Origin of the sequence: Duncaniella sp. B8, from assembly GCF_005304985.1 — a bacterium.
Taxonomy (GTDB): Bacteria; Bacteroidota; Bacteroidia; order Bacteroidales; family Muribaculaceae; genus Duncaniella; species Duncaniella muris.
The window spans coordinates 79,097-105,047 of record NZ_CP040121.1 but is presented as its reverse complement, the minus strand read 5'-3'; the positions used below and the strand labels follow the sequence as shown (position 1 = coordinate 105,047).

At 44.5% G+C, this 25,951-nt stretch carries 24 protein-coding genes; 23 read left to right on the top strand and 1 reads right to left on the bottom strand.

Annotated features, from left to right (window positions below; genetic code table 11):
- Window positions 1-175: 175 nt before the first annotated feature.
- On the bottom strand, window positions 176-1,558 hold the full coding sequence (locus FDZ78_RS00570; RefSeq protein WP_136408899.1) for an ATP-binding protein: 1,383 nt from the start codon (window positions 1,556-1,558) through the stop codon (window positions 176-178).
- Window positions 1,559-2,155: 597 nt separating this feature from the next.
- Here FDZ78_RS00570 and FDZ78_RS00565 point away from each other — a divergent pair.
- From FDZ78_RS00565 to FDZ78_RS00455, 23 genes are all read left to right on the top strand, one after another.
- A complete protein-coding gene (locus FDZ78_RS00565; RefSeq protein WP_136408900.1) occupies window positions 2,156-2,917 on the top strand; it encodes an AlpA family transcriptional regulator in 762 nt (253 codons plus the stop codon).
- Between the two features lie 90 nt (window positions 2,918-3,007).
- Window positions 3,008-4,123, top strand: a complete 1,116-nt coding sequence (locus FDZ78_RS00560) for a site-specific integrase (protein WP_123399906.1) — start codon at window positions 3,008-3,010, stop codon at window positions 4,121-4,123.
- Window positions 4,124-4,499: 376 nt separating this feature from the next.
- Window positions 4,500-5,090, top strand: coding sequence for a hypothetical protein (locus FDZ78_RS00555; protein WP_136408901.1), 591 nt, complete (start codon window positions 4,500-4,502; stop codon window positions 5,088-5,090).
- A gap of 103 nt (window positions 5,091-5,193) precedes the next feature.
- The gene (locus FDZ78_RS00550; protein WP_123399910.1) at window positions 5,194-5,571 is read left to right on the top strand and encodes a helix-turn-helix domain-containing protein; all 378 of its coding nucleotides are present in this window, start codon (window positions 5,194-5,196) and stop codon (window positions 5,569-5,571) included.
- A 134-nt stretch (window positions 5,572-5,705) separates the two neighbouring features.
- Window positions 5,706-7,346 (top strand): virulence-associated E family protein, encoded by a 1,641-nt coding sequence (locus FDZ78_RS00545; protein WP_240743520.1) that lies wholly within the window; start codon window positions 5,706-5,708, stop codon window positions 7,344-7,346.
- 160 nt (window positions 7,347-7,506) lie between these two features.
- Entirely contained in the window at window positions 7,507-8,571 is a 1,065-nt protein-coding gene (locus tag FDZ78_RS00540; RefSeq protein WP_136408902.1) for a hypothetical protein, read from the top strand.
- 175 nt (window positions 8,572-8,746) lie between these two features.
- Window positions 8,747-9,760, top strand: a complete 1,014-nt coding sequence (locus FDZ78_RS00535) for a relaxase/mobilization nuclease domain-containing protein (protein WP_123399914.1) — start codon at window positions 8,747-8,749, stop codon at window positions 9,758-9,760.
- Window positions 9,761-9,778: 18 nt separating this feature from the next.
- Window positions 9,779-10,156: a plasmid mobilization relaxosome protein MobC gene (mobC, locus tag FDZ78_RS00530; protein ID WP_123399916.1), complete on the top strand. Its 378-nt coding sequence runs from the start codon at window positions 9,779-9,781 to the stop codon at window positions 10,154-10,156.
- Window positions 10,140-10,826 (top strand): hypothetical protein, encoded by a 687-nt coding sequence (locus tag FDZ78_RS00525; protein ID WP_123399918.1) that lies wholly within the window; start codon window positions 10,140-10,142, stop codon window positions 10,824-10,826. Before mobC ends, FDZ78_RS00525 begins: the two co-directional genes overlap by 17 nt.
- Window positions 10,827-11,120: 294 nt before the next feature.
- A complete protein-coding gene (locus tag FDZ78_RS00520; RefSeq protein WP_123399920.1) occupies window positions 11,121-12,689 on the top strand; it encodes a type I restriction-modification system subunit M in 1,569 nt (522 codons plus the stop codon).
- Window positions 12,686-13,459 carry a restriction endonuclease subunit S gene (locus FDZ78_RS00515; protein WP_137426155.1) on the top strand — a complete coding sequence of 258 codons (774 nt, stop codon included), beginning with the start codon at window positions 12,686-12,688 and terminating at the stop codon, window positions 13,457-13,459. The genes FDZ78_RS00520 and FDZ78_RS00515 overlap by 4 nt, the downstream gene beginning before the upstream one ends.
- The gene (locus tag FDZ78_RS00510; protein ID WP_136408904.1) at window positions 13,405-13,986 is read left to right on the top strand and encodes a restriction endonuclease subunit S; all 582 of its coding nucleotides are present in this window, start codon (window positions 13,405-13,407) and stop codon (window positions 13,984-13,986) included. Before FDZ78_RS00515 ends, FDZ78_RS00510 begins: the two co-directional genes overlap by 55 nt.
- A 3-nt stretch (window positions 13,987-13,989) precedes the next feature.
- Window positions 13,990-17,112 (top strand): type I restriction endonuclease subunit R, encoded by a 3,123-nt coding sequence (locus FDZ78_RS00505; protein WP_123399924.1) that lies wholly within the window; start codon window positions 13,990-13,992, stop codon window positions 17,110-17,112.
- Window positions 17,113-17,200: 88 nt separating this feature from the next.
- The gene (locus FDZ78_RS00500; RefSeq protein WP_123399926.1) at window positions 17,201-18,367 is read left to right on the top strand and encodes a DUF3800 domain-containing protein; all 1,167 of its coding nucleotides are present in this window, start codon (window positions 17,201-17,203) and stop codon (window positions 18,365-18,367) included.
- 13 nt (window positions 18,368-18,380) lie between these two features.
- Window positions 18,381-19,079: a hypothetical protein gene (locus FDZ78_RS00495; RefSeq protein WP_123399928.1), complete on the top strand. Its 699-nt coding sequence runs from the start codon at window positions 18,381-18,383 to the stop codon at window positions 19,077-19,079.
- A gap of 260 nt (window positions 19,080-19,339) precedes the next feature.
- A complete protein-coding gene (locus FDZ78_RS00490) occupies window positions 19,340-20,494 on the top strand; it encodes a Fic family protein (RefSeq protein WP_136408905.1) in 1,155 nt (384 codons plus the stop codon).
- Complete coding sequence (gene fic / locus FDZ78_RS00485; RefSeq protein WP_136408906.1) at window positions 20,491-21,357, top strand: protein adenylyltransferase Fic; 867 nt, start codon at window positions 20,491-20,493, stop codon at window positions 21,355-21,357. The genes FDZ78_RS00490 and fic overlap by 4 nt, the downstream gene beginning before the upstream one ends.
- Before the next feature lie 209 nt (window positions 21,358-21,566).
- Window positions 21,567-21,965, top strand: a complete 399-nt coding sequence (locus tag FDZ78_RS00480) for a helix-turn-helix domain-containing protein (protein WP_136408907.1) — start codon at window positions 21,567-21,569, stop codon at window positions 21,963-21,965.
- A gap of 109 nt (window positions 21,966-22,074) precedes the next feature.
- Entirely contained in the window at window positions 22,075-23,181 is a 1,107-nt protein-coding gene (locus FDZ78_RS00475; protein WP_124076298.1) for a site-specific integrase, read from the top strand.
- 166 nt (window positions 23,182-23,347) lie between these two features.
- The gene (locus tag FDZ78_RS00470) at window positions 23,348-23,692 is read left to right on the top strand and encodes a type II toxin-antitoxin system RelE/ParE family toxin (RefSeq protein ID WP_107033383.1); all 345 of its coding nucleotides are present in this window, start codon (window positions 23,348-23,350) and stop codon (window positions 23,690-23,692) included.
- Window positions 23,685-23,996, top strand: coding sequence for a helix-turn-helix domain-containing protein (locus FDZ78_RS00465; protein WP_107033382.1), 312 nt, complete (start codon window positions 23,685-23,687; stop codon window positions 23,994-23,996). The genes FDZ78_RS00470 and FDZ78_RS00465 overlap by 8 nt, the downstream gene beginning before the upstream one ends.
- Before the next feature lie 234 nt (window positions 23,997-24,230).
- Window positions 24,231-25,175: a DUF1848 domain-containing protein gene (locus FDZ78_RS00460; protein WP_124076303.1), complete on the top strand. Its 945-nt coding sequence runs from the start codon at window positions 24,231-24,233 to the stop codon at window positions 25,173-25,175.
- Window positions 25,172-25,951: a hypothetical protein gene (locus tag FDZ78_RS00455; protein ID WP_107033380.1), complete on the top strand. Its 780-nt coding sequence runs from the start codon at window positions 25,172-25,174 to the stop codon at window positions 25,949-25,951. Before FDZ78_RS00460 ends, FDZ78_RS00455 begins: the two co-directional genes overlap by 4 nt.

Below are 25,951 nucleotides of genomic sequence, written 5' to 3'. Positions count from 1 at the left end.
GGTTGCAAGGTTGCCGTAGTCGCACGGAACGATGTGGTCAATCGCGGCGTAAGTCGGTATCCCTTTTCTCGTCGTCGCAGGGAGCCAAACCTCTGTGTCCGGCTCAAATTGCTGTAGTTTAATTATAAGTTCTCTCGCTGTCATTATCGTCACTGAGTTATTTGAGAGTTACAGCTTAGGTTGTCAATTGACTTAAATCCACGTCAGGAATGATTGATGTAGTAAGTTTATCCTTTATCAAGAAGCCCATATATAACGGTATAGTCAGCACATCGCCCTCTCTACCCACATTATATTGACCTAACTTGATGCCATTATTAACGTGATATATATTCTTGTTCTTCAGAACGGTAGACATGCTTTTAGCTTTACCTGTCTTCGCTTTGACTTCTATAAGAACACATTCCCCCTTAAATCTTACCAAGAAGTCTATTTCAAGGCCACTGTCCTTATGAAAATAGTAAAGCTTTTGTTCTGACTTACAAAGGAAATCTGCCATAAGGCTCTCAAAAATTGCTCCCTTATATCCAAGAAGATTGCCTCTCAATATATCGGCCTGTGTACCATAATCAAGCATTCCCATCAGAATACCGATATCTGTAGTATAGACCTTGAAACAATCCGGGATTGAATTACCGGACAAAGGGAGTTCTGTGATAGTGGTATTGTAGCACCGTTCCGCAATACCTGCATCTTCCAACCATTGAAGACTACCTAAATACTGTGAGCCTCTTCCGCCTTTCTTGACTACCGAGTATTGGAATTTCTTATTTTCTTTGGCCAACTGTCTTGGTATCGACTCGAAACATTCCCGGATGTGAGGTTTATCTGAATCATCTGCGTATTTGACCATATCTTCTTCATACTCAGTAATGAGAGTACGCTGCTTCTCATATATCAGTTCAACATTCTTCGTCTCAAGGAAACAATTCACAACTTCGGGCAGGCCTCCGACAATAATATATCTATAAAGCAGTTCCATCATTGCTTTATGAACACCTTCCGGGACGGCTGTCTCTTTTTCAAAACAAGAGCGTATTGTATCAATCACATTCGTTCCAATTCCGTTCGCCCACAAAAATTCCTCAAAGTCCAACGGATACATCTCCACTAATGTTTCATATCCTACCGGAACAGAATCTTCTCCTTCACTTTTGTCTTTGCGTTTACCATATCCTTTTACCCCCAAGAGAGAACCGGTGGCGATAACATCAAAACGTCCGTCCATCTTAAATGACTTCAAGGCCGTTCTTGCCTCTTTACATTCTTGGATCTCATCAAGAATAATGCATGTTTTACCACTAACGAAACGACTGTCTGGTATCAATGCCGAGAGGTTGAGAATGATGGTCTCGACATCCAAATTACCGGCAAAAGCAGACTTCTTGTCAGGTTCGAGGATAAAATTCATATAGACAACATTCTCGTAATTGTCCTTTGCGAACTTCTTGACGATATATGTCTTTCCACACTGCCGCACGCCTTTTATTACCAAAGGCTTCTTGTTGTCTGACCGTTTCCAATCAGATAAATATGTCTCTATCTTTCTTTTAAGCATGACATTCTATTTATCGTCTGCAAAATTACACTTTTTAGAACGAATAGACAAGCCTTTATTACACTTTTTCAAACGAATAAACAAGAGCCGACAGCATTTTTCTTAACGAATAAATAACAGCCAACGACATTTTTCCAAGCGAGTATACGATGGCCACTTGCAAATATTGGTAAAAACAGCTAACTTTGCGAATACAAAAACATAGGCCCGGGAGGGTCTGAAAATGCGATTTTCAGAAGGTAAAAACAGAGCACTCTGGGGCTTTTGTATCCGAAGATTTGCAATCCGCTGAGCGGCAACGTGTTCTACGCACTGCATCGGCAAGTGACCGACAGTTAGAGATAGGTAACAATAGTTAGGAATAAGTGTCAAGGCGTTCTGTTTGAGCGCCTTTTCTCATATCCGCACTCGGCTGTTTTTATTGGTAGAACCCGTTTCTACCTATTTTTCACTCCATTTTTGAACCATATTTGTTGCTCGTCTGCTACTCGGGTCAAGTCGCTCTGCCTGGTAGTGGATGGTGTATACTATGGTCTACAATGATATACGATGGTATACATATTTGGCTCAATGAGCGGCTCTTTTAATGATTCAAAAATGGCAACTTCAAACATTAGGATCAAAAAAGTTTGCGAGTGGTGCAAAAAGGAATTCTACTCGCAAAAATGCACAACACGTTTCTGTTGTAAACGATGTGCTGAATACGCTTATAAAGACCGTAAGCGTCAGGAAAGGAAGAGTTATACCGAGGCTCAGGTGCAGAAATGCCTTCACGAGAAGGCTCAATCCGAAATCAGCGTAAAAGAATATCTTTCAATTTCGGAAGTTGCAAAAATATTAGGCATTACAAGAGATGGTGTCTATAAGCTAATCTATCGTGGGGTATTAATCGCCTATAAAATCTCTTCACGTTTTACCGTAGTCTTCCGTAAAGACATTGACGCGATGATTGAAGCACGACCTTACGAACGCAAACCGAAAGCGACCTCATTAGCAACCGATGAAAACGGCGAAGCTATCACTGAGTTTTACACTACAAAGGAGATTATCGAGAAGTTCGGGGTGAGCAATTCATGGGTGTTTGCTCAGGCGAAGAGGCACAATATTCCGAAGGTGTATCATCGTGGAAAGACGCTCTGGAGCAAGGCGCATTGCGACCGGGTGTTTACTGCAAAACCTGAAACACCGAAAGAAGAAGACTGGATTTCATATTCAGACGTCCGAGCGGAGTACAATCTGACGCATGACCAGCTTCACAATTATGTGAAGTATCATGGTCTGCGTCGTAAGAAAGTCGGCAAGTACACTTACATTCTTCGTTCGGAGATTGATGCTATTCTCCGCCCTCCCATGCTCTAATATCAATCGGTTATAGGTTATTGCCTGGTTTTCCGACCAATAACTTGATAACCATACTATCACTCACAAACTTTGCAATCAAAAAAAGCTATGGATATATGTACTAAAGTGACCCTGCGTCAACGCCTGTTGCCTTCGGGAAAAATTACGCTCTATCTCGACTACTATCCGGCGATACGCAATCCTAAGACCAACCGTTCGCAACGCCATGAATACATGGGGATATATCTCTACGGCAATCCAACGAACCAGGTGCAACGCAATTTTAACAAGACGATGCTTGAAAAGGCGGAGCTGATACGTTGCCGCCGCCAGGAGCAGGTGATAAACCGTCAGTTCGGCTTCATCGACCATACCCAACAGCGGGAGGACTTCCTCGCTTACTTTGAGGAAGTCTGCAAGAAACGCTATGAAAAGTGGAAGATTGTATTCATGCACTTCCGTAAATTCACCGGTGGCAAATGCACATTCGGTGATGTCACTGTTGACCTCTGCACGCGTTTCCGAGAGTATCTTCTCACGGCAAAGCAACTGAAACATACGGAGAAGACTGTGTCACGCAACACGGCCTCAGGCTACTTCTCTACCTTCCGGGCATTGCTCAAGCAAGCCTATAAGGAACGGCTAATCACCGAGAATATCAACGACTATCTGGAGTACATCGAATGGGAAGATGTCGTGCGGGAATTCCTCACTCAGGAGGAGTTGATTCAGTTGGCTCAGACTCCCTGCAAGCATGATGTTCTGCGCCGGGCATCGTTATTCTCATGCCTCACAGGATTGCGTATAAGCGACATCGAGAATCTGCATTGGGACAACATCCAGTCAGTTACAGGTATCGGCTTGTGTATAGTCATCACAATTCAGAAAACCAAAACTCCGGTTAAGCTACCGCTATGCGATGAAGCCGTAGAACTGATGGGAGAAAGAGGCGGTGGTAAAGTGTTCGTTGGCTTGAAGCGTTGCATGATTGGCAAACCGTTGAAAGACTGGGTTGCGTCATCAGGCATCAAGAAGCATATCACGTTCCACTGCTTCCGACACACTTACAGCACACTGCAATTTGCGGCCAACAGCAATCCGTATGCCGTTCAACAATCCATGTGCCACAAGGACATCGGCACCACCATGCGCTACACCCACGAAGTCCCGACCGCCCTGCTCGAAACACTCGGCAAAATTACCATCAAGCCAAAGGACGTATAATCGTCACTTTTTCAGCCATTCATTACGAGCCACCGCCCCAAACGGTGGCTTTTATCATGTTCATAGGATGGCATATTATATCGGTCAGTGTCATTTGATTATTTCGATACAATAAACCTGTCCAAAAACAATGCCGGGATGAAATTTGAAATATAATTTTGTCGGACAAAAAACTGTTCGGAATTTATTATTTAGCACTCCGGTCATAATAATTTTGCACTCTAAAAACTCTATACAAATGAAAGGAAACACAACTCATAATAATATACGGTTATGGAACGTGGCGAATCTCGCGCTTTTTATCTGCGCCATTTTCTGCCTCAGGTATTATATTATAAACACTACTGATTCATTGATTATCTGTTTGATAATGAATATGACTATCGTTATATCCATTATTGGATTAATCGCATATCTTGTTGACGGATATATTAAGAATCGGCCGAGGATAATACCAGCAAATAAAGTTGTTGAGGTGGATTCAACCCTTACTGAGACTATCAGTCAGGATAATGCCGAACTAATCCGACAATCTGAGGAGGAAAACAGACGCAGGAAAGAGGAGCAGTGGGCAGAAATTGCGTCTTATACCAAAGCGACATTCCAAAAGATATTTACTCCGGCACAAATTGATATTCTGCTCAATAATATCACGGAATTGACTGGTGATGAAAATTATATCGCTGTCGAAACAAGCATCAACAGACATCTGAAATCTGACGATCTACTTCATTTCGGTTGGAATGTAAGTAAAAGACTACTATCAGGAACTCAGAAGAAATTGGGCGTGACCACAGCCCTGTTTCTCAAAAAGAGTTTTCCGATGACCCTCAGCGGTTATGATATTGGTAATATCCCATCAAAACTCCGTGTCGAGAATTTCAAGGTGTTGCCGTTGATTAATCCGCCTAAGCCTCTTGTTCCATACGTTTTCCCTGATACGGAGAATTTGCCGGTGCTTTCATAGTTCGGTTATCGGTTATTCATAGGTTATCAGCGTAATAACTTGATAACCGCCTTATCTCCGGAGACCTTTGCGGTGCGATTCAAAACCAATCGCTTCCGCCATAATGATTAAAGAACCTACATTTGAGGCTATGCCTCAGAACATGGCTCGGCTTGAAGAGAAAGTCGATGCCCTGACCGAAACAGTCAATAAACTATCGCAACATATCTTCTCCCTCAAAGCCTCTGTCAAGGACGAGGAGATGATATGCGTTGATGAAGCGTCCAAACTTCTTCATCTGTCGCCATCGAGGATATACGCGCTGGTGCAGGAAGGACGCATACCGTGTTATAAACCCGGACGGAATCTTTTGTTTCTCCCCTCGGAGCTTCGCCGATGGCTGACCGACAACCGCCGCACCGGTCAGCCTACCGTCGAGGAACAGGTGGAGGCTATGACCAAAGGTATGCGCAATAGCGCGCGTGGAAGGAGGTTGCTATGAGAAGCGGCGCAAATGCTCTGGAAGATGCCTTTTGCCGTGCTTACACCTGTGCAGAGGCTATTGAGAAGTTCCTTGCCAGAAGTCTTGCTCCGCTTAATGAGCCGGGGACATACGCATTGCCCGGTGAAACAAAAATGACTGTTGCCATTGACAGCGACAGGCAGGTTGCATGGTGTAATGACAGCGATGTGCCGAGAAATGCGTTCAACATTGTCAGGCATTACCGTTTTGGCGAACTTGATGCAAGCATTAAGGATGGGACTGCGATGAAGCGTCTCCCCTCCTACAAAGCGATGCTCAAACTTTGCCGTGAGGATATTGCCGTAAGAAAGAAGCTGATACATGGCATCGGGACACATGATACAAATGATAGTGATGACTGGGAATTGAAGTTGACCCTGAACGATAACAACCAGATTGAGAAAACCGGGCAGAACATCAAACTGATTCTACTTAACGACCCCAAACTGTCGAAAGTCCATTTTGACCGCTTTACAAAACGGGATATAACGCAATGCCCTGACTTCTGCAACGAGCGCGACAATCGTATTGATGATGAATCAGTCGGTAAAATCTGCCTGTATTTTGAAAATCAATACGGGTTGCAACTGTCACAACCGCGTATTCTTGAAATGCTGAAAACGACCTCGAAGGAGCGAGGTTTCAATCCAGTACAGAATTTCATCATGTCTGATAGCTGGGATTATGTTGAGCGCATCGACACTGTGGTTATACGCTACCTCGGTGCCGAGGACACTCCGTTGACTCGCGCACAGACTCGTAAATGGATGATTGGAGCCGTGGCGCGTGCATTTGCTCCCGGTTGCAAATTCGACCATATCCTTACATTCACCGGGCCACAGGGTGTCGGCAAGAGTACATTTCTCAGCATCATTGCCGGTGAATGGTTCTCCGATTCATTCTCATTCGCGCATGATGACAAAACGAAAATTGAGGATATAACCGGAGCATGGATTGTGGAAATCTCCGAACTCAACGGCATGAAGCGTGCGCATGACGCCGAGGCAGCCAAAGCATTTCTCAGCCGTGTGCGCGATGACGTGCGTCCGGCATACGCACGGAAGAGCGAGTCTATACCCCGGAGCAATGTATTCGCAGCCACAACCAACGAGACGGAGTTCCTGCAAAGCTGCAATGGCAACCGCCGTTGGTGGATAATCCCAATAAAAGGAAATGGTGAAGTTATGGATTGGATTGATGCGTTGAAATCCGAGGTATCGCAACTGTGGGCCGAGGCCCGTCATTATTACACGCTCAATGAACCGCTGTATCTCTCGTCAGAATTGGAGGACGCCGCAAATCAACGACAGGCTGAATATACCACTGCCGCAGGCGATGAACTGCTTGAGGAGATTGAGGCATTTCTAAATCGTCCTGTGCCGACAGCATACGCGGGTTGGCCCCTGTCACGCCGTTTGCAGTGGCAACAATGGGCGGTGGATTCTTCATCGTATCTTGATGACCAATATAAGCAGATTGGAACCGAACCGCTTTTAATAGTCTCGCCGAAAATGATCAAGCGGGAATTGCCAAACGACACCATACGGACATCCTACCGCTACTCATCGCAATACATAAATTCACTGATGGAGCATATCTCAGGATGGGAACGTTCGGAAAAGGAGAAACTGCCGGGCATGCACCCGGACTATTGCGGTGCTGACGGACGAGTTAAACGCCCCTGGGTACGGTGCAATATACCTGTCAATCCCTCGATACTCAATTTCAGCCAAAATGAAGACGCCCCATTCTGACCCAACCGACCCAAATGTCCCCCTTAACTCCAATCAACTTTACAAAAGGGAAATAGAATACTATGGTTGTGCATCAAAATATTCTGTGGCTTTTGGAAATTTTCGTGGGTCATTGGGACATTCGGGACAAGCTGTTATAAATCTCAATTTTTACAAGAATATGAATAAATCTATCTCTGCGATGGAGTTTGACTCCATAATTCCTGTTGATGATGTCTGCATGGCTATCGGCCTAGTTTGCCAATCGCAACGCCGCTCTCTCCGGCATTATCTATTGCCTGACGGTGGCAAGCTGACTGTGAACACCGCCCGTAATGAATGGGCAATCAAGAATCCGGACTCTTTCGGTTCTGCCTCCGATTTGGCACGAAAGTATGATATTGCAGACGGCGATGACTTCTCGAGAGCAATGCAAATGGTTGAAAAACTATATTCGGAGCGGGAGAATTTGCCATCGCAATTTCCATACTCTCCTATCAGCCGCCCTGTTTGGGATTTTACAGATACCTGCCATCCAAAAGATACCGCTATCGGATGTATGATAACCCGCATCGGGCTATCTATGAATACTGTTCGGCACTTCTCCCTTGAAGGTTCGTTACCGAAAGCCAAAGGCAAAGGTTCGGAGCGTGTCATTGCATTCCGCTGCGGGGAAGACTCGGACAACTTCATCGCATTCAACGGCAAATCATTCCGACAAATCGGAGAGCCGGGAATGACTGTATTTGGCGAACGGCGGAAAGACCAGGTGTGCATGGTGTATGAGAATCCGCTCGACTTCATGGCTCTTATGGAGTCTGTCGAACGTAACGGTGTATATCCCGTGATGGCTCGTCGCTACCATATCATTCTCAACGGCAGAAAAGGCATCCGCGAGGCTTGCGAGTATCTGAAAGCTAATCCCGACTGTCTTGAAGTACGCTGCTTTATGTCTGCAACGGAAGACGGAGCGCGTCTGTTCACCGCAATAAATGATGCAATCAAGGGCACCGCCATCAATCGTTCAGACCTGTATCGTGGCTATGGTTCCTTGCTTGGAAGATACGCTCCGAAAGTGCCGGAAAGTTATCGAAAATGGAGGGAGACGCAGCACGTTCAATCCGTAAAAGCCGATGAGCGGATTGTCCGACAACCCGAACCGAAGCCAAAGGTTACACATACCCCGACGCTCGGTGAGAAAAAGAGCGCGGTAATCGACCGCACGGATGGAGGCTTGAAGTTATGAGAAGCTCGAATTTCTTTTGGATTCGCGTGGCTCTGCAAGATGTGTTTTTGTCAGACACTCCGCTTTCGCTCCGGCCCGAAAAAACACCCTTGCAATGGGAAACCCCTCGACCCGATTTGTATGACAGACGATTTGTGAAACCTGCGGTTTCGAGCCGTGCTAACTCAGCCATAAAATGAATGCCGTTGTAGGAAAATCGTCCGACATTTCCCATAGCCTGAGCTATGCGCAAAATCATGGGAAGGACGGCACAATTTTATTGGCTAACTTCACCGACTTGTCGGCGGCTCTGGCTGAACAGGCCGCTGATTGGATCGCCACCGCGAATAATTACAGGACACAATGCTATACGATTATCATCTCGTTCACACCGGAAGAAACAGCCCTGCTCCGCTCTATGCCTGATAACGGACGCGATAAGGTGAGAACTATTATCGGTGACTTTCTTGATGAGCTTTCGGCACGTGGCAATGATGTTTCGGCGTGTCCGTATATCGTTGCCAGGCATGACAATACGGATAACGAGCATTATCACATCGTAATCCGAACTACCGATGTCAACGGCAAGCGTTTTCGTGATAATTTCATCAACAAGAACGCCAACCGTGCAGCCGCCTGTATTGCAATGAAATATGGACTTGAAGCACCAAAGAAAGCAGCCGAGCGGGAAAAGGCTCATCTGGAAGCTGTGGGTCGGAGGAGGAAAGAACGTACACGCCGTCAGCACAAGCCATCTGATTCTCAATCTCAGATTGATGAACGTATGCGCCGCAAAAGAGCCGTAGAGGAAGCCAAAAAACGCAAAGCCCGGTTGAAGTATATCATCGAAAAGGCCGCGCGCGACTCTCCGGATTTTATCGGAACATTGGCGTCCGAGGGGTTGACACTGTTCCATGACCCGAAGAAAGGGCTATGCGTCAGAATGGTTGACTCCGACGGCAAAGAACGTCAATACAGTTTGCAGAAAGACCTCGGCATTGACATGAGTATTCTCCCTGCTACTGTTTTGGCCCCTTCTCCCTCAAAGCAATCTCGGCCAACTTATTCTCCCTCAAAGTCAAAGCATAATTCGAGAATAAAAGATGCCCCATCCGGTAGTTCCCGTAATGCCGAACATGAGATTCGTGACAGTCATAGTTCCGATGACCTTGACGATGAATGGAAACGCCGGAACGGCTACAAATTATAAAACTCTAAAATTCAGAATATGAAGAAACAACCATCTGCCTTGCAACGAAACAAGCGCAATCCCGTTGAGAACCTATCGGAACGCATAACATTCCGACTGTCACGCTCCGAGCGCGAGACACTGGAGGCGAAAGCGAATGAGCGGGGTGTAAAATTGAGCCACCTTTGCCGACTGATTGTTATGCGGCGCAAGATTCCTGATCGTTCACCTGAAACGCGCCAGTGGCTCCGCGACCTCATCGGCATGAAGAACAATCTCAACCAGATAGCACGCCACGTCAACACTCAGAAGCAATGCGACCAATGGGCGATTGACGCGCTGAAATACATAGCGACCGAACTCTCTAACGCAAAACAATCACTCACAAACAATAACGATAATGAGCAACCCATTTGACAATGTACCATCTTCGGCAAACCTGCCGGAAACGCCTGATAAGAAAGATATTGCCAATCTCGCAGAACTCGTCTCACGCATCGAGGATGCCACACGCTGCTTTGAGGCTTCTGCCAAATCGAGCGAGGAACTTGCCGGAGCGGTGTTTGAGGCACTGCTTGACGATGACGGAACGATGAAAGACTTTGGTCACGCCTGTGAAATCCGAATGATGCTACGCGACGAGGCGACTATCCGCGCCATCTTTCATGACCGATTGGAACGGCAACTCGACTCTATCCCGACCTCCATTGATGCAACCCTTTCCGAAGATGACCGCAAGCGTCTTGATGACAACTTCAAGAGTTGGAGCGACGTGTTCCGGTTACACCTTCCCACATTCGGAATTGTAGGCTTGGTTGTCGGCATCTGCATAATGGGCAGCATACTTGTGTCGCGCTCGGCATCCGACACAAGACGTGATTATGAGAACCGTATCGGGCAACTCGACCGCTGGTATGAGGACAACGCCGAAGCCATCGCCTTCGGACAATTCTACCGCGAGAACTTCCCAAAGCAATACCGCGACTGGCAAACCGGCCGTTGGCAACAAGACATCGCCTACCGCGACTCCCTCCGCCACGCCCACTCCCTTGATCGCCTGAAACGCCTCTACACCCCGGCGGAATAATCCTCACATCGTAGCTCCACACCCGACAAAAACCATATTTGCCCAATGTAGAGCTACTTTTTTCTCCCTCAACGCCTTGTCTCGCTCAAATAAAATGTGTAATTTTGTAAAAGGAATAGTAACGTCTATCTGAAAATGACCAATTAATAGAAAATACAACCGGCACGAGCCGAAAACTGTTTGAGAACTCCTGAGTAGTCGTTACAGGCATTCTTTGCGGATGCAAAGCGAGCATAGCTCGATTAGGTCAGCCTTCAGATGCTACTTCGTGGAGTTTTCGCGTTTTTATTATCAATGGCGACAAGCACCCAACAGAAACAGGAACTTTTCAAGGCTATCTGGGCTACAGCCGAAGACCTGCGCAACTCGGTCGATGGCTGGGATTTCAAGTCCTACGTCCTCGGCATATTGTTCTACCGCTTTATTTCGGAGAACATCACAAATTACATCAACCGTATGCAACGCGAAGCCGGTGATGCCGACTTTGACTATACTTCATTCTCCGATGAGGAAGCTATTGCCGCCAAGGAGGACCTTGTGCGTGAAAAAGGATTCTTCATTCTGCCGTCGCAATTATTTTGCAACGTGCGTAAGCAAGCAAAGAATGACCCCAATCTAAATGTAACACTCTCTGAAATATTCAAGGCTATCGAAGCATCGGCTGTCGGCACAGAGAGCGAGGATGACCTCAAAGGACTCTTTGCTGACATTGATGTCAACTCCAATAAGCTCGGCGGCACTGTTGAGAAGCGAAACGAACAACTCACTAAGATCCTCAACAACATCGGAGGCATCGACCTGAAAGGCGACTATGAGGATAATCAGATTGACCTTTTTGGCGACGCATATGAATACCTCATGGCGATGTATGCCTCAAATGCTGGAAAGAGCGGTGGCGAATACTACACTCCTCAGGAGGTCAGCGAACTGCTTGCCCGTATAGTCAGCCACAACCGCCAGTGGGTAAACAAGGTTTACGACCCTGCTTGCGGCTCCGGCTCCTTGCTGCTTAAATTCGCCAAGATACTCGGTGCCGACAATGTGAAACAGGGATTCTTCGGACAGGAGTTGAACATCACCACCTACAACCTCTGCCGCATCAATATGTTCCTCCACAACATCAACTACAATAAGTTTGACATCCACAATGGCGACACGCTGCTCGAGCCATACCATTGGGATGACGAACCTTTTGATGCCATAGTCAGCAACCCACCTTATTCCACAAAGTGGGTGGGCAAAGATAACCCATTGCTCATCAATGACCTCCGATTTGCCCCAGCCGGTGTTCTCGCACCAAAAAGCAAGAGCGACCTTGCCTTCACCATGCACATGCTCGCATGGCTATCCACTGAAGGCACAGCCGCAATAGTCGAATTTCCCGGCGTTCTATATCGCAGTGGCGATGAACAAAAAATTCGTAAATACCTTGTTGATAACAACTATGTTGATACTGTAATCCAACTACCGCAGAACCTTTTCTTCGGAGTAGGAATTGCCACTTGTATCATTGTTTTGAAGAAGTCTAAGAAAGAGAATAAGACCCTTTTTATCGATGCATCCCAACTCTTTGTGCATGAGGGCAACAAAAACAAACTCTCGCCCGATAATATTAATGCTATTGTTGTCGAATATGCAGACCGAAAGGTAGTTAAACATTTCTCAGCACTCGTAGACAACGCTACCATCGCCGAAAACGGCTACAACCTCTCCGTCAGCTCATACGTCGAGGCCGAGGACACCCGCCCTCAAACCGATATAAAAGAGCTCAACGCCCGCATTGCCCGCATCGTAGAGCATGAAAACAAGCTCCGTGCCGAAATCGATGCTATAATCAAAGAACTTGAAGCCGAAACAATATGAGCAAACTACAAGAACTTATCAATCATCATTGTCCAAACGGAGTACCTTACAAACAATTAGGACAGATATGCGAAATTAAGGGTAGAATTGGTTTTCGCGGTTACACACGAAAAGATATAGTTCCAAATAACGAAGGTGCCATATCCTTAAGCCCATCGAATATAGTCAATGAAGTTATCGACTATAATAATTCAACCTATATTTCATGGGATAAATATTATGAATCTCCAGAAATAATGATTGAAGAAGGAGACGTCGTTTTTACTAAAACTGCATCTGTTGGTAAATGTGCGTTAATCAAAAATCTCCCATGTAAGGCAACAATAAATCCTCAGCTTGTTGTATTAAAAAATATTCAAGTCAATCCATCGTATCTCAACTATATTCTTCAAGATACTCGTTTTCAATCTGAAGTTAAGAAATTTACTGGAATTGGCTCTGTCCCAAACATCTCCCAATCGGCCCTTTCAGAAATCTCGATTCCCGTTCCACCCATTGAGGTACAGGAGGAAATTGTGAAAATTCTCGACCGCTTCGCGGACTACGCAGCGGAGCTGCAAGCGGAGCTGCAAGCACGTAAAGAGCAATATGAATATTATCGCAATCTTTTACTCACCTTCAATCCCTCCGCCTGCGGCTGCGGGACCGATGGTGAGCAAAAGATGGATGACGTAACTACCTGGGGGGGCATAGTTACAAAATTACTTGGAAAGCTATGGGCGAAATTGGCACATTTATTCGTGGCAAACGCTTTGTTCGGACAGACATAGTGGATAATGGTGTCCCATGTATTCACTATGGAGATATGTATACTCATTATGGCTTATATGCAGATAAGACACCCGGCTTCATCAATGATGACGTTGCTAAGAAAATGAGATATGCCAACAAGAACGATGTGGTTATAGTGGCAGCTGGCGAAAACAAAGATGATCTTGGTAATGCTCTCGCATGGCTTGGTGATGAACCGGCAGCAGTGCATGATGCCTGTTTCATTTTCAAAAGTGAAATGTATCCTAACTTTGTTTCTCATGTATGTCGATCTCTTAAATATCATAAGCAGGTACGGATGTATGCTAATGAAGCTAAAATATGTTCCGTTTCAGGTACTGATTTAGCTAAAGTAATAATTCCAGTACCCGAGTATGAACTTCAAGTAAAAATTGCTTCCATCCTTGACCGCTTTGAGACGCTGGTAAACGACCTCACTACCGGCCTCCCCGCTGAAATAGCAGCTGTCAAGGAGCAATATGAATATTACCGCAACAAATTATTGACTTTCAAACAAATCGCATAATATATGGCAGAGCAGTATCAAATGGTGTCGGAGAATCCGGAATCGACGGTTGTTGCCGAGTTCGAGCCGGGTTATTACAATGCCGCGCAATATCAGAGTGAAGCAGAGATGGAAAGCGATTTCATCAAACGGCTCACTCGCCAAGCATACGAATATCTGACAATCACCTCGGAAAAAGAGTTGATTGCCAACCTCCGTCACCAGATTGAACGGCTCAACAATATTATTTTCGAAGATAAAGAATGGTCTGACTTCTTCAATGAATTTATCGGTAACCCCAATATGGGTATAGTTGAGAAGACCAAGACCATACAGGAGGACAACGTCAAGGCTTGGACACGCCCAGACGGATCTCTTGTCAATGTCTCGCTTATCGATAAAATCAACATCCACAACAATTCGCTTCAAGTCATCAACCAGTATGTGCCGGAAGGTGGGGCTTTTGACAACCGTTATGATGTGACAATCCTTGTCAACGGTCTTCCGCTCGTCCATGTGGAATTGAAGCGTCGCGGTGTAAGCATAAAGGATGCATTCAACCAGATTGACCGCTATCAGCGTGATTCTTTTTGGGCAGGAAGCGGATTGTATGAGTTTGTGCAGATTTTCGTAATTTCCAACGGCACTCTTACCAAGTATTACAGCAATACCACCCGTGATGCCGTCAGCAAAGCAAATCAGAAAAATGGCAAAGGTAAAGGGAAGAAGCAAACCTCAAACTCGTTTGAATTCACGTCCTATTGGGCAACCAAAAACAATGAGCCTGTTTATGACCTTATGGACTTCACTCAGACGTTCTTCTCAAAGCATACACTCCTGAACATTCTTACTAAATATTGTGTATTCACGTCGGAGAATCTTTTGTTGGTAATGCGCCCATACCAAATTGCTGCCACAGAAGAAATTCTGCTGCGCATAAAAACCTCCACCAACGCCAAGACATACGGCAAGCGTGAAGGAGGCGGCTATATCTGGCATACAACCGGATCGGGCAAGACCCTCACATCATTCAAGACCGCGAGGCTTGCATCACGGCTCGATGAGATTGACAAGGTGCTGTTTGTAGTTGACCGCAAAGATCTCGACTATCAGACGATGAAAGAGTATGACCGCTTTGAGAAAGGCGCGGCCAACTCCAACGGATCTACTGCGGTGCTTAAAAAGCAGCTCGATGACCCTAATGCCCGAATCATCATCACCACCATTCAGAAGCTTTCCAATTTCATCGCCCGCAATCCGCAACATAAGGTTTACGGTCAGCATACCGTCTTGATTTTCGATGAATGTCACCGCTCGCAGTTTGGCGATATGCACAAGGCTATCACCAAGAAATTCAAGAAATACCATATGTTCGGTTTTACCGGCACACCGATATTTCCCGACAATGCCGGAGCAATACGCAACGTCGAGTTCACAACTACCGAGGGCGCTTTTGGTGACCAACTCCATAGCTATACGATAGTTGATGCCATCCGCGACCAAAATGTGTTGCCGTTTAAGGTTGACTATATCCGCACCATGCGTGAAGAAGATGAAATACTCGATGAGCAGGTGAGCAATATTGACCGAGAGCGAGCATTGATGGCTCCGGAGCGCATCTCACTGGTATCGAAATACATCATGGAGCACTTTGCGCAGAAAACTCGTCGTGATGCCCGCAGCTACACTTTCTCTAAACTGACCAATGTCGGTGAAGTGGCAACCGCCAAAGACCGCAACAAGGTCAAAGAGATTAAAGCCAAAACACGACTAACAGGATTCAACTCTATCTTTGCAGTCGCCTCAATACCGTTTGTTAAGCTCTATTACTCTGAGTTACAGAGGCACAACAAACTCCTGCCGCCCGACAAGCGGCTTAAAATCGCAACTATCTTCAGCTACTCGCCTAACGTTGACACAGAAGATGAATCACCTGAAGATACCGACGGACTCGACCAGCCGAGCCGGGACTTTCTTGAAAAGTGCATTGAGGACTATAACGATATGTTTGGCACAAGCTACGACACTTCGGCCGATAAATTCCAGAATTACTACAAAGACCTGTCGCTTCGCATGAAAAACCGCGAAGTCGATTTGCTCATTGTGGTGAATATGTTCCTCACAGGCTTCGATGCCACAACGCTCAATACGCTATGGGTTGACAAGAACCTTCGTTATCACGGATTGTTGCAAGCCTATTCGCGTACCAACCGCATACTCAATTCCATCAAAGACCATGGCAATATAGTCTGTTTCCGTAATCTTGAAAAGGCCACAAACGACTGCCTACAACTTTTCGGCAACAAAGATGCCGCCGGGCTTATATTACTGAAGACTTTTGATGACTATTTCTTCGGCTATGATGATGAGCAGGGAAAACATCATCCCGGTTGGAAAGAGCTTATTGAGGAACTTCTCGCAAAATACCCTCTCGGCACTCCGATACTTGGAGAAACCGCCGAGAAAGAGTTTATCAAGCTATTCGGCACTATACTTCGGGCTTACAACATCCTTGTGACCTTCGATGAATTTGCCGACAATCACATCATTTCAGACGATGATTTTGTCGATTACCGAGGCTTTTACAATGAACTGCACGACAAATACCGTCCGAAGAAAGGTGAACTGACAAACATCAATGATGACCTCGTTTTTGAGATGGAGCTGATGAAGTCGATTGAAATCAATATCGACTACATCCTGTTTCTTGTGGGTCAGCTTGACGGAGATGAGAACCACGACCGAGAAATCATTATCAAGGCCATGAAATCGGTCGAGGCTTCGCCCGACCTCCGCAACAAGAAAGAACTTATTGAGGACTTCATCGAGAGTCATACGCCCGAAAACGACGTTCACGACCAATGGCATGAATTTGTGCGTCAGAGCCAACAACAGCAGATTGAGGATATTATCACCGCAGAAAACCTCAAACGCGATAAGACTTTTGATTTTGTCAGTCAATCATTCCGCGAAGGTGGAGTGAAAGAGAGCGGCACTGCCATTGCCGAGATACTTCCGCCAATGGGCTTATTTGGAGGAGCCGGCGCCAAGAGAGCCGAAAAGAAGAAATCAGTCATTGCGAAACTCAAAGACTTCTTTGACCGCTTCTTCGACATCTCTGGCGGCGAGTTTTATAGACCCGAGTAAGTGCTAATCCTATAATCTGTAAAAAATCAGCCATTAACACCAATCTAAATACCAATCATAAATAGAACCGTCATAGAAGCGTCAAACAATGGAACTAACGCACGTTTATTTAGATGAATTCGGGAATTCGAATTTGGATGTTTCAAAACAAGGAGCATCCTCTCATTTTATCATCGCAGCCATACTTGTGCCGGAGTCGAAAGTAAAAGCTCTTGAATCTGGAGTGGAAATAATCAGAAAGCAGGAATTCCAATCTGGGGAAATGAAATCGAGTTCTGTAGGTAAGAATCATACTCGAAGAGCAAGGATTCTTCAAAAACTTGCCAAACTTGATTTCAATATACTGCTTTTGGTAATTGATAAGCACAAACTGAGTTCTCAATCAGGACTCAAATACAAAACAAGTTTCTATAAATTCCTTTATCAGAGGATTTATGAGCATTTACGCTCCAACATTAGCAGACTTCGTCTACATAATGATGGTATGGGCAGCCGCGAGTTCCTGAATGGATTCGTAGAGTACGCAAAAAAGAGGAATCCAAATCCAAGTTTGTTTGATGAATTTGACATCACGTTTGAAGATAGCAAATCAAACGTGATAATCCAACTTGCAGATTTCATAGCTGGATCACTGGCTCGAAACATTGATGAATCTGTTTATGATAAAAAATGCAATATAGATTTTGCCGGAATCATAAAGAACCATATGTTCCCAATTCTATATTATCCAAGAACTTTCAATGATTTTCTATCAAATACAGCATTTTCCGAAGATGAGGATAAAGAGATAGCTGAAATTTGTTATAGAAAAGCCTATAATTATATCGTTACGCACCAAAGAAGCGATGACGAAGTAGAAGCTCAGCGCACTGCAATCTTGACATATCTTCTTTTTAGAGCAATTAATAATCCTATGCGAGATTACATTTTAACCAAAGAACTGATTGGTCATCTTAGCCGCATAGGATACAATGAAATGAACAAAACTACATTCCGTAATAAGATCATCGCTGGCTTAAGAGATGAAGGAGTTGTAATTGCTAGCAGTAAAAGCGGTTACAAAATCCCCACAAAAGTAAAGGAAATTCACGATTTCATCAATCACAGCAAATCCATTCTTATGCCAATGCTTAATAGAGTCAAAATATGTGATGATGTTTTGAGATTGGGAACACTTGACAACATTCAGATTCTTGACACCCCTGAAAACAAAGGTTTGAAAGCATTATTAGCAGCAATGGAAAGAAAAGACTAAGTACTATCTGAATATGAGAAACAAACTGAGCATATATTGTGGCTTTATAAGCTTATCGTTTTCGCTAATAACACTTGCTTTATTCTTTGTTAAGGTTAAAGCATCCAGTGTAGTTGACATTTCAACATTTATTGGCGTTATGGGGGCTTTTATAGGCATTTCTGTAACTTTACTAATCGGATACCAAATTTTCAACGTTTTGGACTTCCGGAACAAATTATCACAACTCGAAAGTCTGAGAAAAGAACTTGAACACCAGAGAGAGGAAACCAATTCCATAAATTTACAACAACAGGAAGGATTCAATATTATCCTCGCAAGGTTATATCACAAAGATTGTCTCCAGACTCTTAATGCGGTGCTTTCCCTTATGCAAGCAATTCCTTATTCTTTATCCATGCCTCAAAAGGCGGAGGGGTATACTTGGCTGTTGGACGAACTAAAGGAATATATGCTTGAAGTCACGATGGTGTCATTCGGATCTGGCACTCCAGAATTTTTCAAGAAAGCTGTTAAGGAGTTTAAAAGCATCTTTGACCCTATTGACAATGAGATTAAGGAGCATCAAAATTTCATTTATATTAAGGATAAGTATACCCAGTTAATTGACGATTTCAACATCCGGTTGCATAATATAGCCACATTTAAGAATGTTGATTTGACTGAGATGACTAAAGCTATACCTTTCCCTGATTATAAATATGACGACTGAGTATCCTTTCATGAATTAACCTACTTTGATGTCTCTATATTATTATGTCATTACATATAAATGTTGAAGGTATGTTGATGCAGAGAAAAGTGGAAGCCAACCGTATTGAGTTCAAGGACGGTTGGAACCTAGATAGAACATACCGCTCGATTTGCGCATTTGCCAGCGATTTTGACAATAGAATTCGAATTAACAACAATGTCGGAGTTTGACGAATATATAGTTCACGAGGATCAGGGACATAAAGAGAAGGCTGATGCTTGGCAGACGAATATCGGAAGTCTTTAATGAATGTAATCATGGCATACCAAGATAAATATCAGGAGTTTGAGCAGTATTTGCGTTCCTCTGAGCCGGATAAGGTGCAAAGGGCGAAGAACTGGTCTATTGCCATCGGCTTGCAGCAGGTTGATGGGTTGACGCCATCGGATTTTCTTGTATCGCAAGCTAAAGAGAATATCGAAGGGAAGATAAGCACTGAAGATGTACGCCATCGACTTGAAGAGTACTATCAGCAGAAAGATGTGCGGGAAAAGGCAGAGGCGGACAGAACTCTTGAGGCGGACGGTGTATCTGAACGAATCAATGCTCTGTTGGCGCAAAAGGCTTTTACTTTCTCTCCTATGGAGTTGGCACATATTCACGGCTATCTTTTCAAGGGTATTCTGCCTCATGCCGGATTGTTCCGCACATATAATATCACTAAGAATCAGTGGATTCTTGATGGTGATACAATCGAATATGCCAATGCCGGGAATTTGATGGACCTGATGACATTTGATTTCTCTGAGGAAAAGAAGTTTGATTATAGTAGCCATTCCGCACAGGAGGCGATCAACCATATCGCCCGATTCATATCAAGCGTTTGGCAGATTCACGCTTTCGGCGAGGGCAATACCCGCACTACTGCCGTGTTCCTGATAAAGTATCTCCGTAGTTTCGGCTTTGATGTCAACAATGAGAGTTTTGCCAAACATTCATGGTTCTTTCGGAATGCGTTGGTTAGGTCTCAATATGAGAACATCCCCAATGGGATTCACCGCACATTTGAGCCACTTGAACGCTTCATGAACTTTGCGGTGTTTGGCGTACCTGCCGACTTGCGAAATCGCACACTTCACATCAGATGGAGTGAAGATAAACGTCAGTCTGACGTTTCAAAGGACGCTAAACGCCAAAATGACGTTTTGGAAACGCCAATGCGTTTAACCGCGCACCTTTCCCTGAAGGAGATGGCTGTAATAAAGATGATTCAAGAGAATCCTCAAATCTCAATCGCAGCCATTGCAACCAAAACCGGACTGAGCAAGCGAACGGTTGATCGCGCCATTGCCTCCCTAAAAGAGAAAGCAATCCTCTCACGTATCGGAGCAAAGAATAATGCCACTTGGATCATAAACAAATCTGAATCATGAGCGACAAAATATCAATACGATTTTTCAATGACCGCGAAGTGCGTGCAGCATGGGATAGCGCTAACTCTCAGTGGCTCTTCTCGGTAGTAGATGTTATTGCAATTCTCACTGAAAGCAAGAATCCACGCAATTACTGGAAAGTGATGAAGCACCGTCTGGCAAAAGACGGAAACGAGTTGGTTACAAAATGTAACCAACTGAAGATGGCTGCTGCTGACGGGAAACGTTATCTTACAGATTGCCTCTCGCAAGCAGACATACTTTCTCTCATTGATGCCACCCCAAGCCGAAATGCAATGGCGTTTGCGAAATGGCTAATCACGGGAGAAGACCAGCTTGACAATAAAAGTCGTGACAAGGCATACGAGTTGTGGGATAGCTCGTTGATGTCGACCATTGAGGTAGGAACAGTAATGGGTCTGCAGCAAATTCATTCATATCTCTTCGGTGGATTATATGACTTTGCCGGTAAGATACGTACTAAGAATATTGCCAAGGGTGGTTTTCAGTTTGCTATGGTGCAGTATCTACCTACTTCGCTGTCCACTATTGAGAGGATGCCGGAAACTACATTCGATGAGATTATGGACAAGTATGTGGAGATGAACGTGGCTCATCCATTTATGGAAGGCAATGGCCGCAGCACACGTATCTGGCTAGATATGATGCTGAAAAGGTCATTAAAACTTTGTGTCGACTGGAGTAAGGTCGGGAAATCGGAATATATGGATGCAATGGTTGCAAGCGTGGTAGATTCCGCTTCAATCAAGAATCTTATCAGACCGGCTCTCACCGATCGTATTACTGACCGCGAGATGTTCATGAAAGGCATCGACTACTCATATTACTACGAAGAAGAATAACTGTCAAATTTTATTACCGCCGTAATTATTACCGTGGTAATAATTACAGTGGCTGAGATGCCAGATCAAATTTGGTTATTTGTCTGACAATCGCTAACTTTGCCATTGAAATAAGCAACTGATATGGTTGCACATAATGGAGCTGAGACAGCCCAGGATATGACAAAATTGCTACTTCGCTCACTTTCAGTCACTTTCTGCGAGATGGCTTGAACCAGTTAAACCGCAAACGCTTGACACTTAACCCCCTTCCCAAACTGCATCGGAAAGAAGAAATTACCGAATGGTACACCGCTGCGGAGATACAGGAGCGTTATGGCATGTCGCTCTCGGCAATCTATAATCTTGTCTTAAAGGAGAGAATTCCGAAAATGAAAATAGGTTGTGAAGCCCGCTATTCAAAATGGCATTTCGACAAGGCAAAAGGTGTTGCAGTCAATGAGCCGGAATACTATACGATTCCGGAGGCAATTGAAAAGTACAACATGACACGCGACCAAATTTATCATTATGTAAAGACCTATGGCATAAGCAAGATTAAGGTCGGAAGAATCGTCAAAATATCAAAGCAAGAGCTTGATAATCTGTTTTCTCCACCCAAGATTTGATGCGGTGGAACTACGGTGGGCTATCGGTGGGAATTGCCCTTAACAGGGTGTTTGAGTCCACTATTTGAACACTCCCTACCTTCGCATCAAATCTCTAAATCAAACGCGTATGAATACATGCACCAAAGTTTTCCTTCGTCAGAAGGCTATTTCGGGTGGACGCATATCGCTCTACCTTGATTTCTATCCTGCCATCCGTAATCCTCATACCAACCGGATGAGCCGCCGTGAAACCCTCGGTATCTATATCTATGCCTCGCCCAAGAATGAGCGGGAGCGTCAGTTTAACTCCTCAATGCTTGAAAAGGCTGAAGCTATCCGCTGCCGTCGCTTCGAGCAGTTGCTTAACGAGCAGTTCGATTTTCTTGATAAGGAGAAGCTGCGCATGGACTTTCTTGCCTACTTCAAGCAGAAATGCCGTCAGAAGTATCAGAAATGGGACTGCGTTCTCCGACACTTTGAAATCTACTGCAAGGGCAAGTGCCGTTTCTGCGATCTGACAGTTGACTTCTGCAAGGGCTTCCGTACTTATCTTCTCTCTGCCCAACGTCAGCATAACAATGGGAAAGGGCCAATCTCACACAATTCGGCGGCAGGATATTGGTCGACATTCCGTGCCTTGCTGAAAATGGCTTATCAGGAGAAATATCTCCGCGAGAATGTCAATGACTTCCTTGAGAAAATCGAGTGGAAGGAAGTCAAGAAAGAGTTTCTTACACTCGCGGAAGTCAAGCTGCTTGTCGCTATACCTTGTAAGATTCCCGTTCTGAAACAGGCGGTTTTGTTTAGCTGTATGACCGGACTTCGCATAAGCGACATTCTGCAACTCTCATGGGAGCATATCCAGATGGGGCAGGACGGAGGCTATCTTATCAGAATGTGTACTGAGAAAACCGAGGAAGAAACCAACCTCCCTATCAGCGATGAAACTCTCGCACTCTGCGGTGAACGTTCGGAAGGGCTGATTTTCAAAGGGCTCAAACGCCACATGGTGAATCATCCGCTGAAAGAGTGGATTAAATCCGCAGGCATATCAAGACGGATAACCTTCCACTGCGCCCGCCACACATACGCTACACTCCTGATTACCAACGGCACCGACATCTACACTGTCAGCAAAATGCTAACGCATAAAAACGTGGCCACCACCCAGATCTATGCAGAGGTCGTGAACCAAAAGAAGCGCGATGTCGCTAATTCCATCTCGCTGAAATAACGTCCAAGTGAAACATCCCAAATATTAAAAGCGAATCACCCCAAAAACACCGATTTGTTTGGAATCATAATCTGTGATGCCATCAACTCAATCTCTCTGAAATAAATACATGAATAATTTTGCCAAAGTAAACTTTTTAGTTAACTTTGCGGTTACATAATAAGATATGGCGAACCGAACCATAAAGCTATACAAAGATTACTTCAAGGAGTTCTACGTGGCTCAGACTGATGCAGTGAGACGCAAAATAAACTACTGCATCAACGTTGTCAAGACTGTGGATAGAGTTCCAAAGACCATTCTGAAGAATATGGAAGATGCGGACGGGTTATATGAAATTCGCGTTGAAGTCGGAAATAATATATTTCGCATCTTCTGTTGCTTTGACGAGGGTTCACTTGTAATTCTCTTCAACGGTTTTCAGAAGAAGACTCAAAAGACTCCCAAGCAGCAAATCGAGCGAGCTAAAAAAATAATGAAAGAATACTTTAACGATAAAGAACATGAATAAAGCAAAGAAAGAAGCCATCATGAAGGCGCGTACATTCGACGAGCTTCTTGATGCAGAATACGGCAAAGCTGGCACCCAGGAGCGTGAACAATTTGATGCCGACGCAGCTGCCTTTTGTCTGGCCGAGACGCTTAAAGCAGAACGTCTTAAAGCGGGACTGACGCAGGAACAGCTTGCTGAGCGTATCGGTACAAAGAAAACCTATATATCCCGTCTTGAAAACGGGAAATCCGATGTTCAGCTCAATACCCTCTTCCGAATCTTCGAAGGTCTTGGAAGACGTGTGTCGTTGACGATTTTGTAAATAATCCCAATGCACGAGCCGAAAGAACAATCATATTTAATTATGGATACTCTTGTAAAAACTTGCCGATATCAGCAAGTTTTTACCGTGTTAGACTCAACTTTGATAAAAGTTTTGCCGATAAACAGACTCTATTCGGTTTATATATGGCTTTTTTGCCACAATTATAATGTATAACATTTATTAGCATTAGTGCGCCTTATTATTGCCCATGTTTGATATTAAATTTGCACCATGAAAAACGAAAAGCAAAAACTTACATTAGATGACGGCAATATTGTCGATGCTCAGACTCCGCTGATTGTTTCAGCAAGTCGAGCCACCGATATTCCGGCGTTCTACAGTAACTGGTTTTTCAATCGTCTCAGCAAAGGGCATGTAAGATGGCGTAATCCCTACAATGGCAAGGATTCATACGTTTCTTTTGACAATACCAAATTTATCGTATTCTGGTCGAAGAATCCTGCGCCGCTATTTCCGTTCCTGCCAATCTTGAAACAAAAAGGGATTGGTTGTTACGTCCAATATACACTTAATGACTACGAGGCCGAGGGATTAGAGCCGAGTGTTCCACCTTTGCACGGGCGAATTGAAACATTCAAACGTCTGGTTGATGAATTGGGCTTAGGTTCAGTCGTTTGGCGATTCGACCCGTTGATTCTGACAGACAGAATTTCGGCAGAGGATTTATTGCATAAAATCAGCAATATAGCAGGCGGATTACGCGGATATGTCGAGAAACTGGTGTTTAGTTTTGCTGATATATCCTCGTATCGCAAAGTCGGTCGGAATCTTTCCGATGCAGGGATAAACTATCATGAGTGGTCGGAGGACGAAATGGTTGAATTTTCACGCAGACTGGCAGATATGAAGCTCGGTCTCGAACTTGCGACCTGCGCCGAAAAAGTTGATCTGTCAGAATTTGGAATCAGTCACAACCGCTGCATAGACCCGGAGCTGATATGCCGATTATCGCCGGAATTAGAACCTTTGATACGCAATTCTAAAACAGACAAAGGCCAACGCTCACTCTGCGGTTGTATCACATCAAAGGATATTGGGACTTACAATACCTGCCCGCACGGATGCGCATACTGCTACGCTAACACGTCCCCGGTTTCCGCCCGTCAGAATTACCTTCGGCATCAGCAGAACCCAGACAACGACTCAATTATATGAAACAGACATCAGCATTTCATTTTATCCCACAATTCAATGCCTCTCGATTATCGTTTGACGATGTTGTGGAGTCTGTGAAACAACATATCAACTCACTTTCAGAGAATAAACAAAAGAAGCTGAAAGATGAGTTGGGAAACGGCCTCGCCAACCTCACGACTAAAGAGCAGCTTGATATGTATATATCTTCTTACGGAGAAATACATAGACAAAAGCTTCAGATAGCGTATGACCGCATCCCACATAAGGTATGGTCAGAAGGAAGTATCTCTGTCGTTGACTATGGTTGTGGCCAATGTATTGCAGAAATGGTGTTGTCTGACTTTCTTAAGAACCATTATATTGACAACGATAAAATATCCGATTTCACTGTAATCGAACCAAGTAAAGCTTCACTGACGCTAGGATTACAATATTTGGAGCAGTTCTATGAAAACTCTAAAATAACAGCATATAATGTCTCTGCCGGACAATTGACAGAAGACGATATACGTCCGCAATCTGATACGGTAATCCATCTATTCTCGAATGTTTTAGACATCATTGAGTTTGAACGTCACAACATTGCCAGTATTTTAAATTCAGACATGAGTCACAATCATATTTTAGTATGTGTCAGTCCTTTTTATCAAGAGAATGGACGAGGCGCACTCATGGATGAGTTTGGCAATATGTTACGTAGCATGAGATGTGAATATAAATTAGAGAAACACACTGATGATTGGGAAAACCCATTCAGTTGCCAGGTACGCATATTTGTGAGTGCTTATTATTAA

What these genes read in the sequence shown, in the direction of transcription:
- FDZ78_RS00570 (WP_136408899.1), bottom strand. Translation starts at nt 1,558, where the DNA reads ATGCTTAAAAGAAAGATAGAGACATATTTATCTGATTGGAAACGGTCA.
- FDZ78_RS00565 (WP_136408900.1), top strand. Translation starts at nt 2,156, where the DNA reads ATGGCAACTTCAAACATTAGGATCAAAAAAGTTTGCGAGTGGTGCAAA.
- FDZ78_RS00560 (WP_123399906.1), top strand. Translation starts at nt 3,008, where the DNA reads ATGGATATATGTACTAAAGTGACCCTGCGTCAACGCCTGTTGCCTTCG.
- FDZ78_RS00555 (WP_136408901.1), top strand. Translation starts at nt 4,500, where the DNA reads ATGACTATCGTTATATCCATTATTGGATTAATCGCATATCTTGTTGAC.
- FDZ78_RS00550 (WP_123399910.1), top strand. Translation starts at nt 5,194, where the DNA reads ATGATTAAAGAACCTACATTTGAGGCTATGCCTCAGAACATGGCTCGG.
- FDZ78_RS00545 (WP_240743520.1), top strand. Translation starts at nt 5,706, where the DNA reads ATGACTGTTGCCATTGACAGCGACAGGCAGGTTGCATGGTGTAATGAC.
- FDZ78_RS00540 (WP_136408902.1), top strand. Translation starts at nt 7,507, where the DNA reads ATGAATAAATCTATCTCTGCGATGGAGTTTGACTCCATAATTCCTGTT.
- FDZ78_RS00535 (WP_123399914.1), top strand. Translation starts at nt 8,747, where the DNA reads ATGAATGCCGTTGTAGGAAAATCGTCCGACATTTCCCATAGCCTGAGC.
- mobC (WP_123399916.1), top strand. Translation starts at nt 9,779, where the DNA reads ATGAAGAAACAACCATCTGCCTTGCAACGAAACAAGCGCAATCCCGTT.
- FDZ78_RS00525 (WP_123399918.1), top strand. Translation starts at nt 10,140, where the DNA reads ATGAGCAACCCATTTGACAATGTACCATCTTCGGCAAACCTGCCGGAA.
- FDZ78_RS00520 (WP_123399920.1), top strand. Translation starts at nt 11,121, where the DNA reads ATGGCGACAAGCACCCAACAGAAACAGGAACTTTTCAAGGCTATCTGG.
- FDZ78_RS00515 (WP_137426155.1), top strand. Translation starts at nt 12,686, where the DNA reads ATGAGCAAACTACAAGAACTTATCAATCATCATTGTCCAAACGGAGTA.
- FDZ78_RS00510 (WP_136408904.1), top strand. Translation starts at nt 13,405, where the DNA reads ATGGGCGAAATTGGCACATTTATTCGTGGCAAACGCTTTGTTCGGACA.
- FDZ78_RS00505 (WP_123399924.1), top strand. Translation starts at nt 13,990, where the DNA reads ATGGCAGAGCAGTATCAAATGGTGTCGGAGAATCCGGAATCGACGGTT.
- FDZ78_RS00500 (WP_123399926.1), top strand. Translation starts at nt 17,201, where the DNA reads ATGGAACTAACGCACGTTTATTTAGATGAATTCGGGAATTCGAATTTG.
- FDZ78_RS00495 (WP_123399928.1), top strand. Translation starts at nt 18,381, where the DNA reads ATGAGAAACAAACTGAGCATATATTGTGGCTTTATAAGCTTATCGTTT.
- fic (WP_136408906.1), top strand. Translation starts at nt 20,491, where the DNA reads ATGAGCGACAAAATATCAATACGATTTTTCAATGACCGCGAAGTGCGT.
- FDZ78_RS00475 (WP_124076298.1), top strand. Translation starts at nt 22,075, where the DNA reads ATGAATACATGCACCAAAGTTTTCCTTCGTCAGAAGGCTATTTCGGGT.
- FDZ78_RS00470 (WP_107033383.1), top strand. Translation starts at nt 23,348, where the DNA reads ATGGCGAACCGAACCATAAAGCTATACAAAGATTACTTCAAGGAGTTC.
- FDZ78_RS00465 (WP_107033382.1), top strand. Translation starts at nt 23,685, where the DNA reads ATGAATAAAGCAAAGAAAGAAGCCATCATGAAGGCGCGTACATTCGAC.
- FDZ78_RS00460 (WP_124076303.1), top strand. Translation starts at nt 24,231, where the DNA reads ATGAAAAACGAAAAGCAAAAACTTACATTAGATGACGGCAATATTGTC.
- FDZ78_RS00455 (WP_107033380.1), top strand. Translation starts at nt 25,172, where the DNA reads ATGAAACAGACATCAGCATTTCATTTTATCCCACAATTCAATGCCTCT.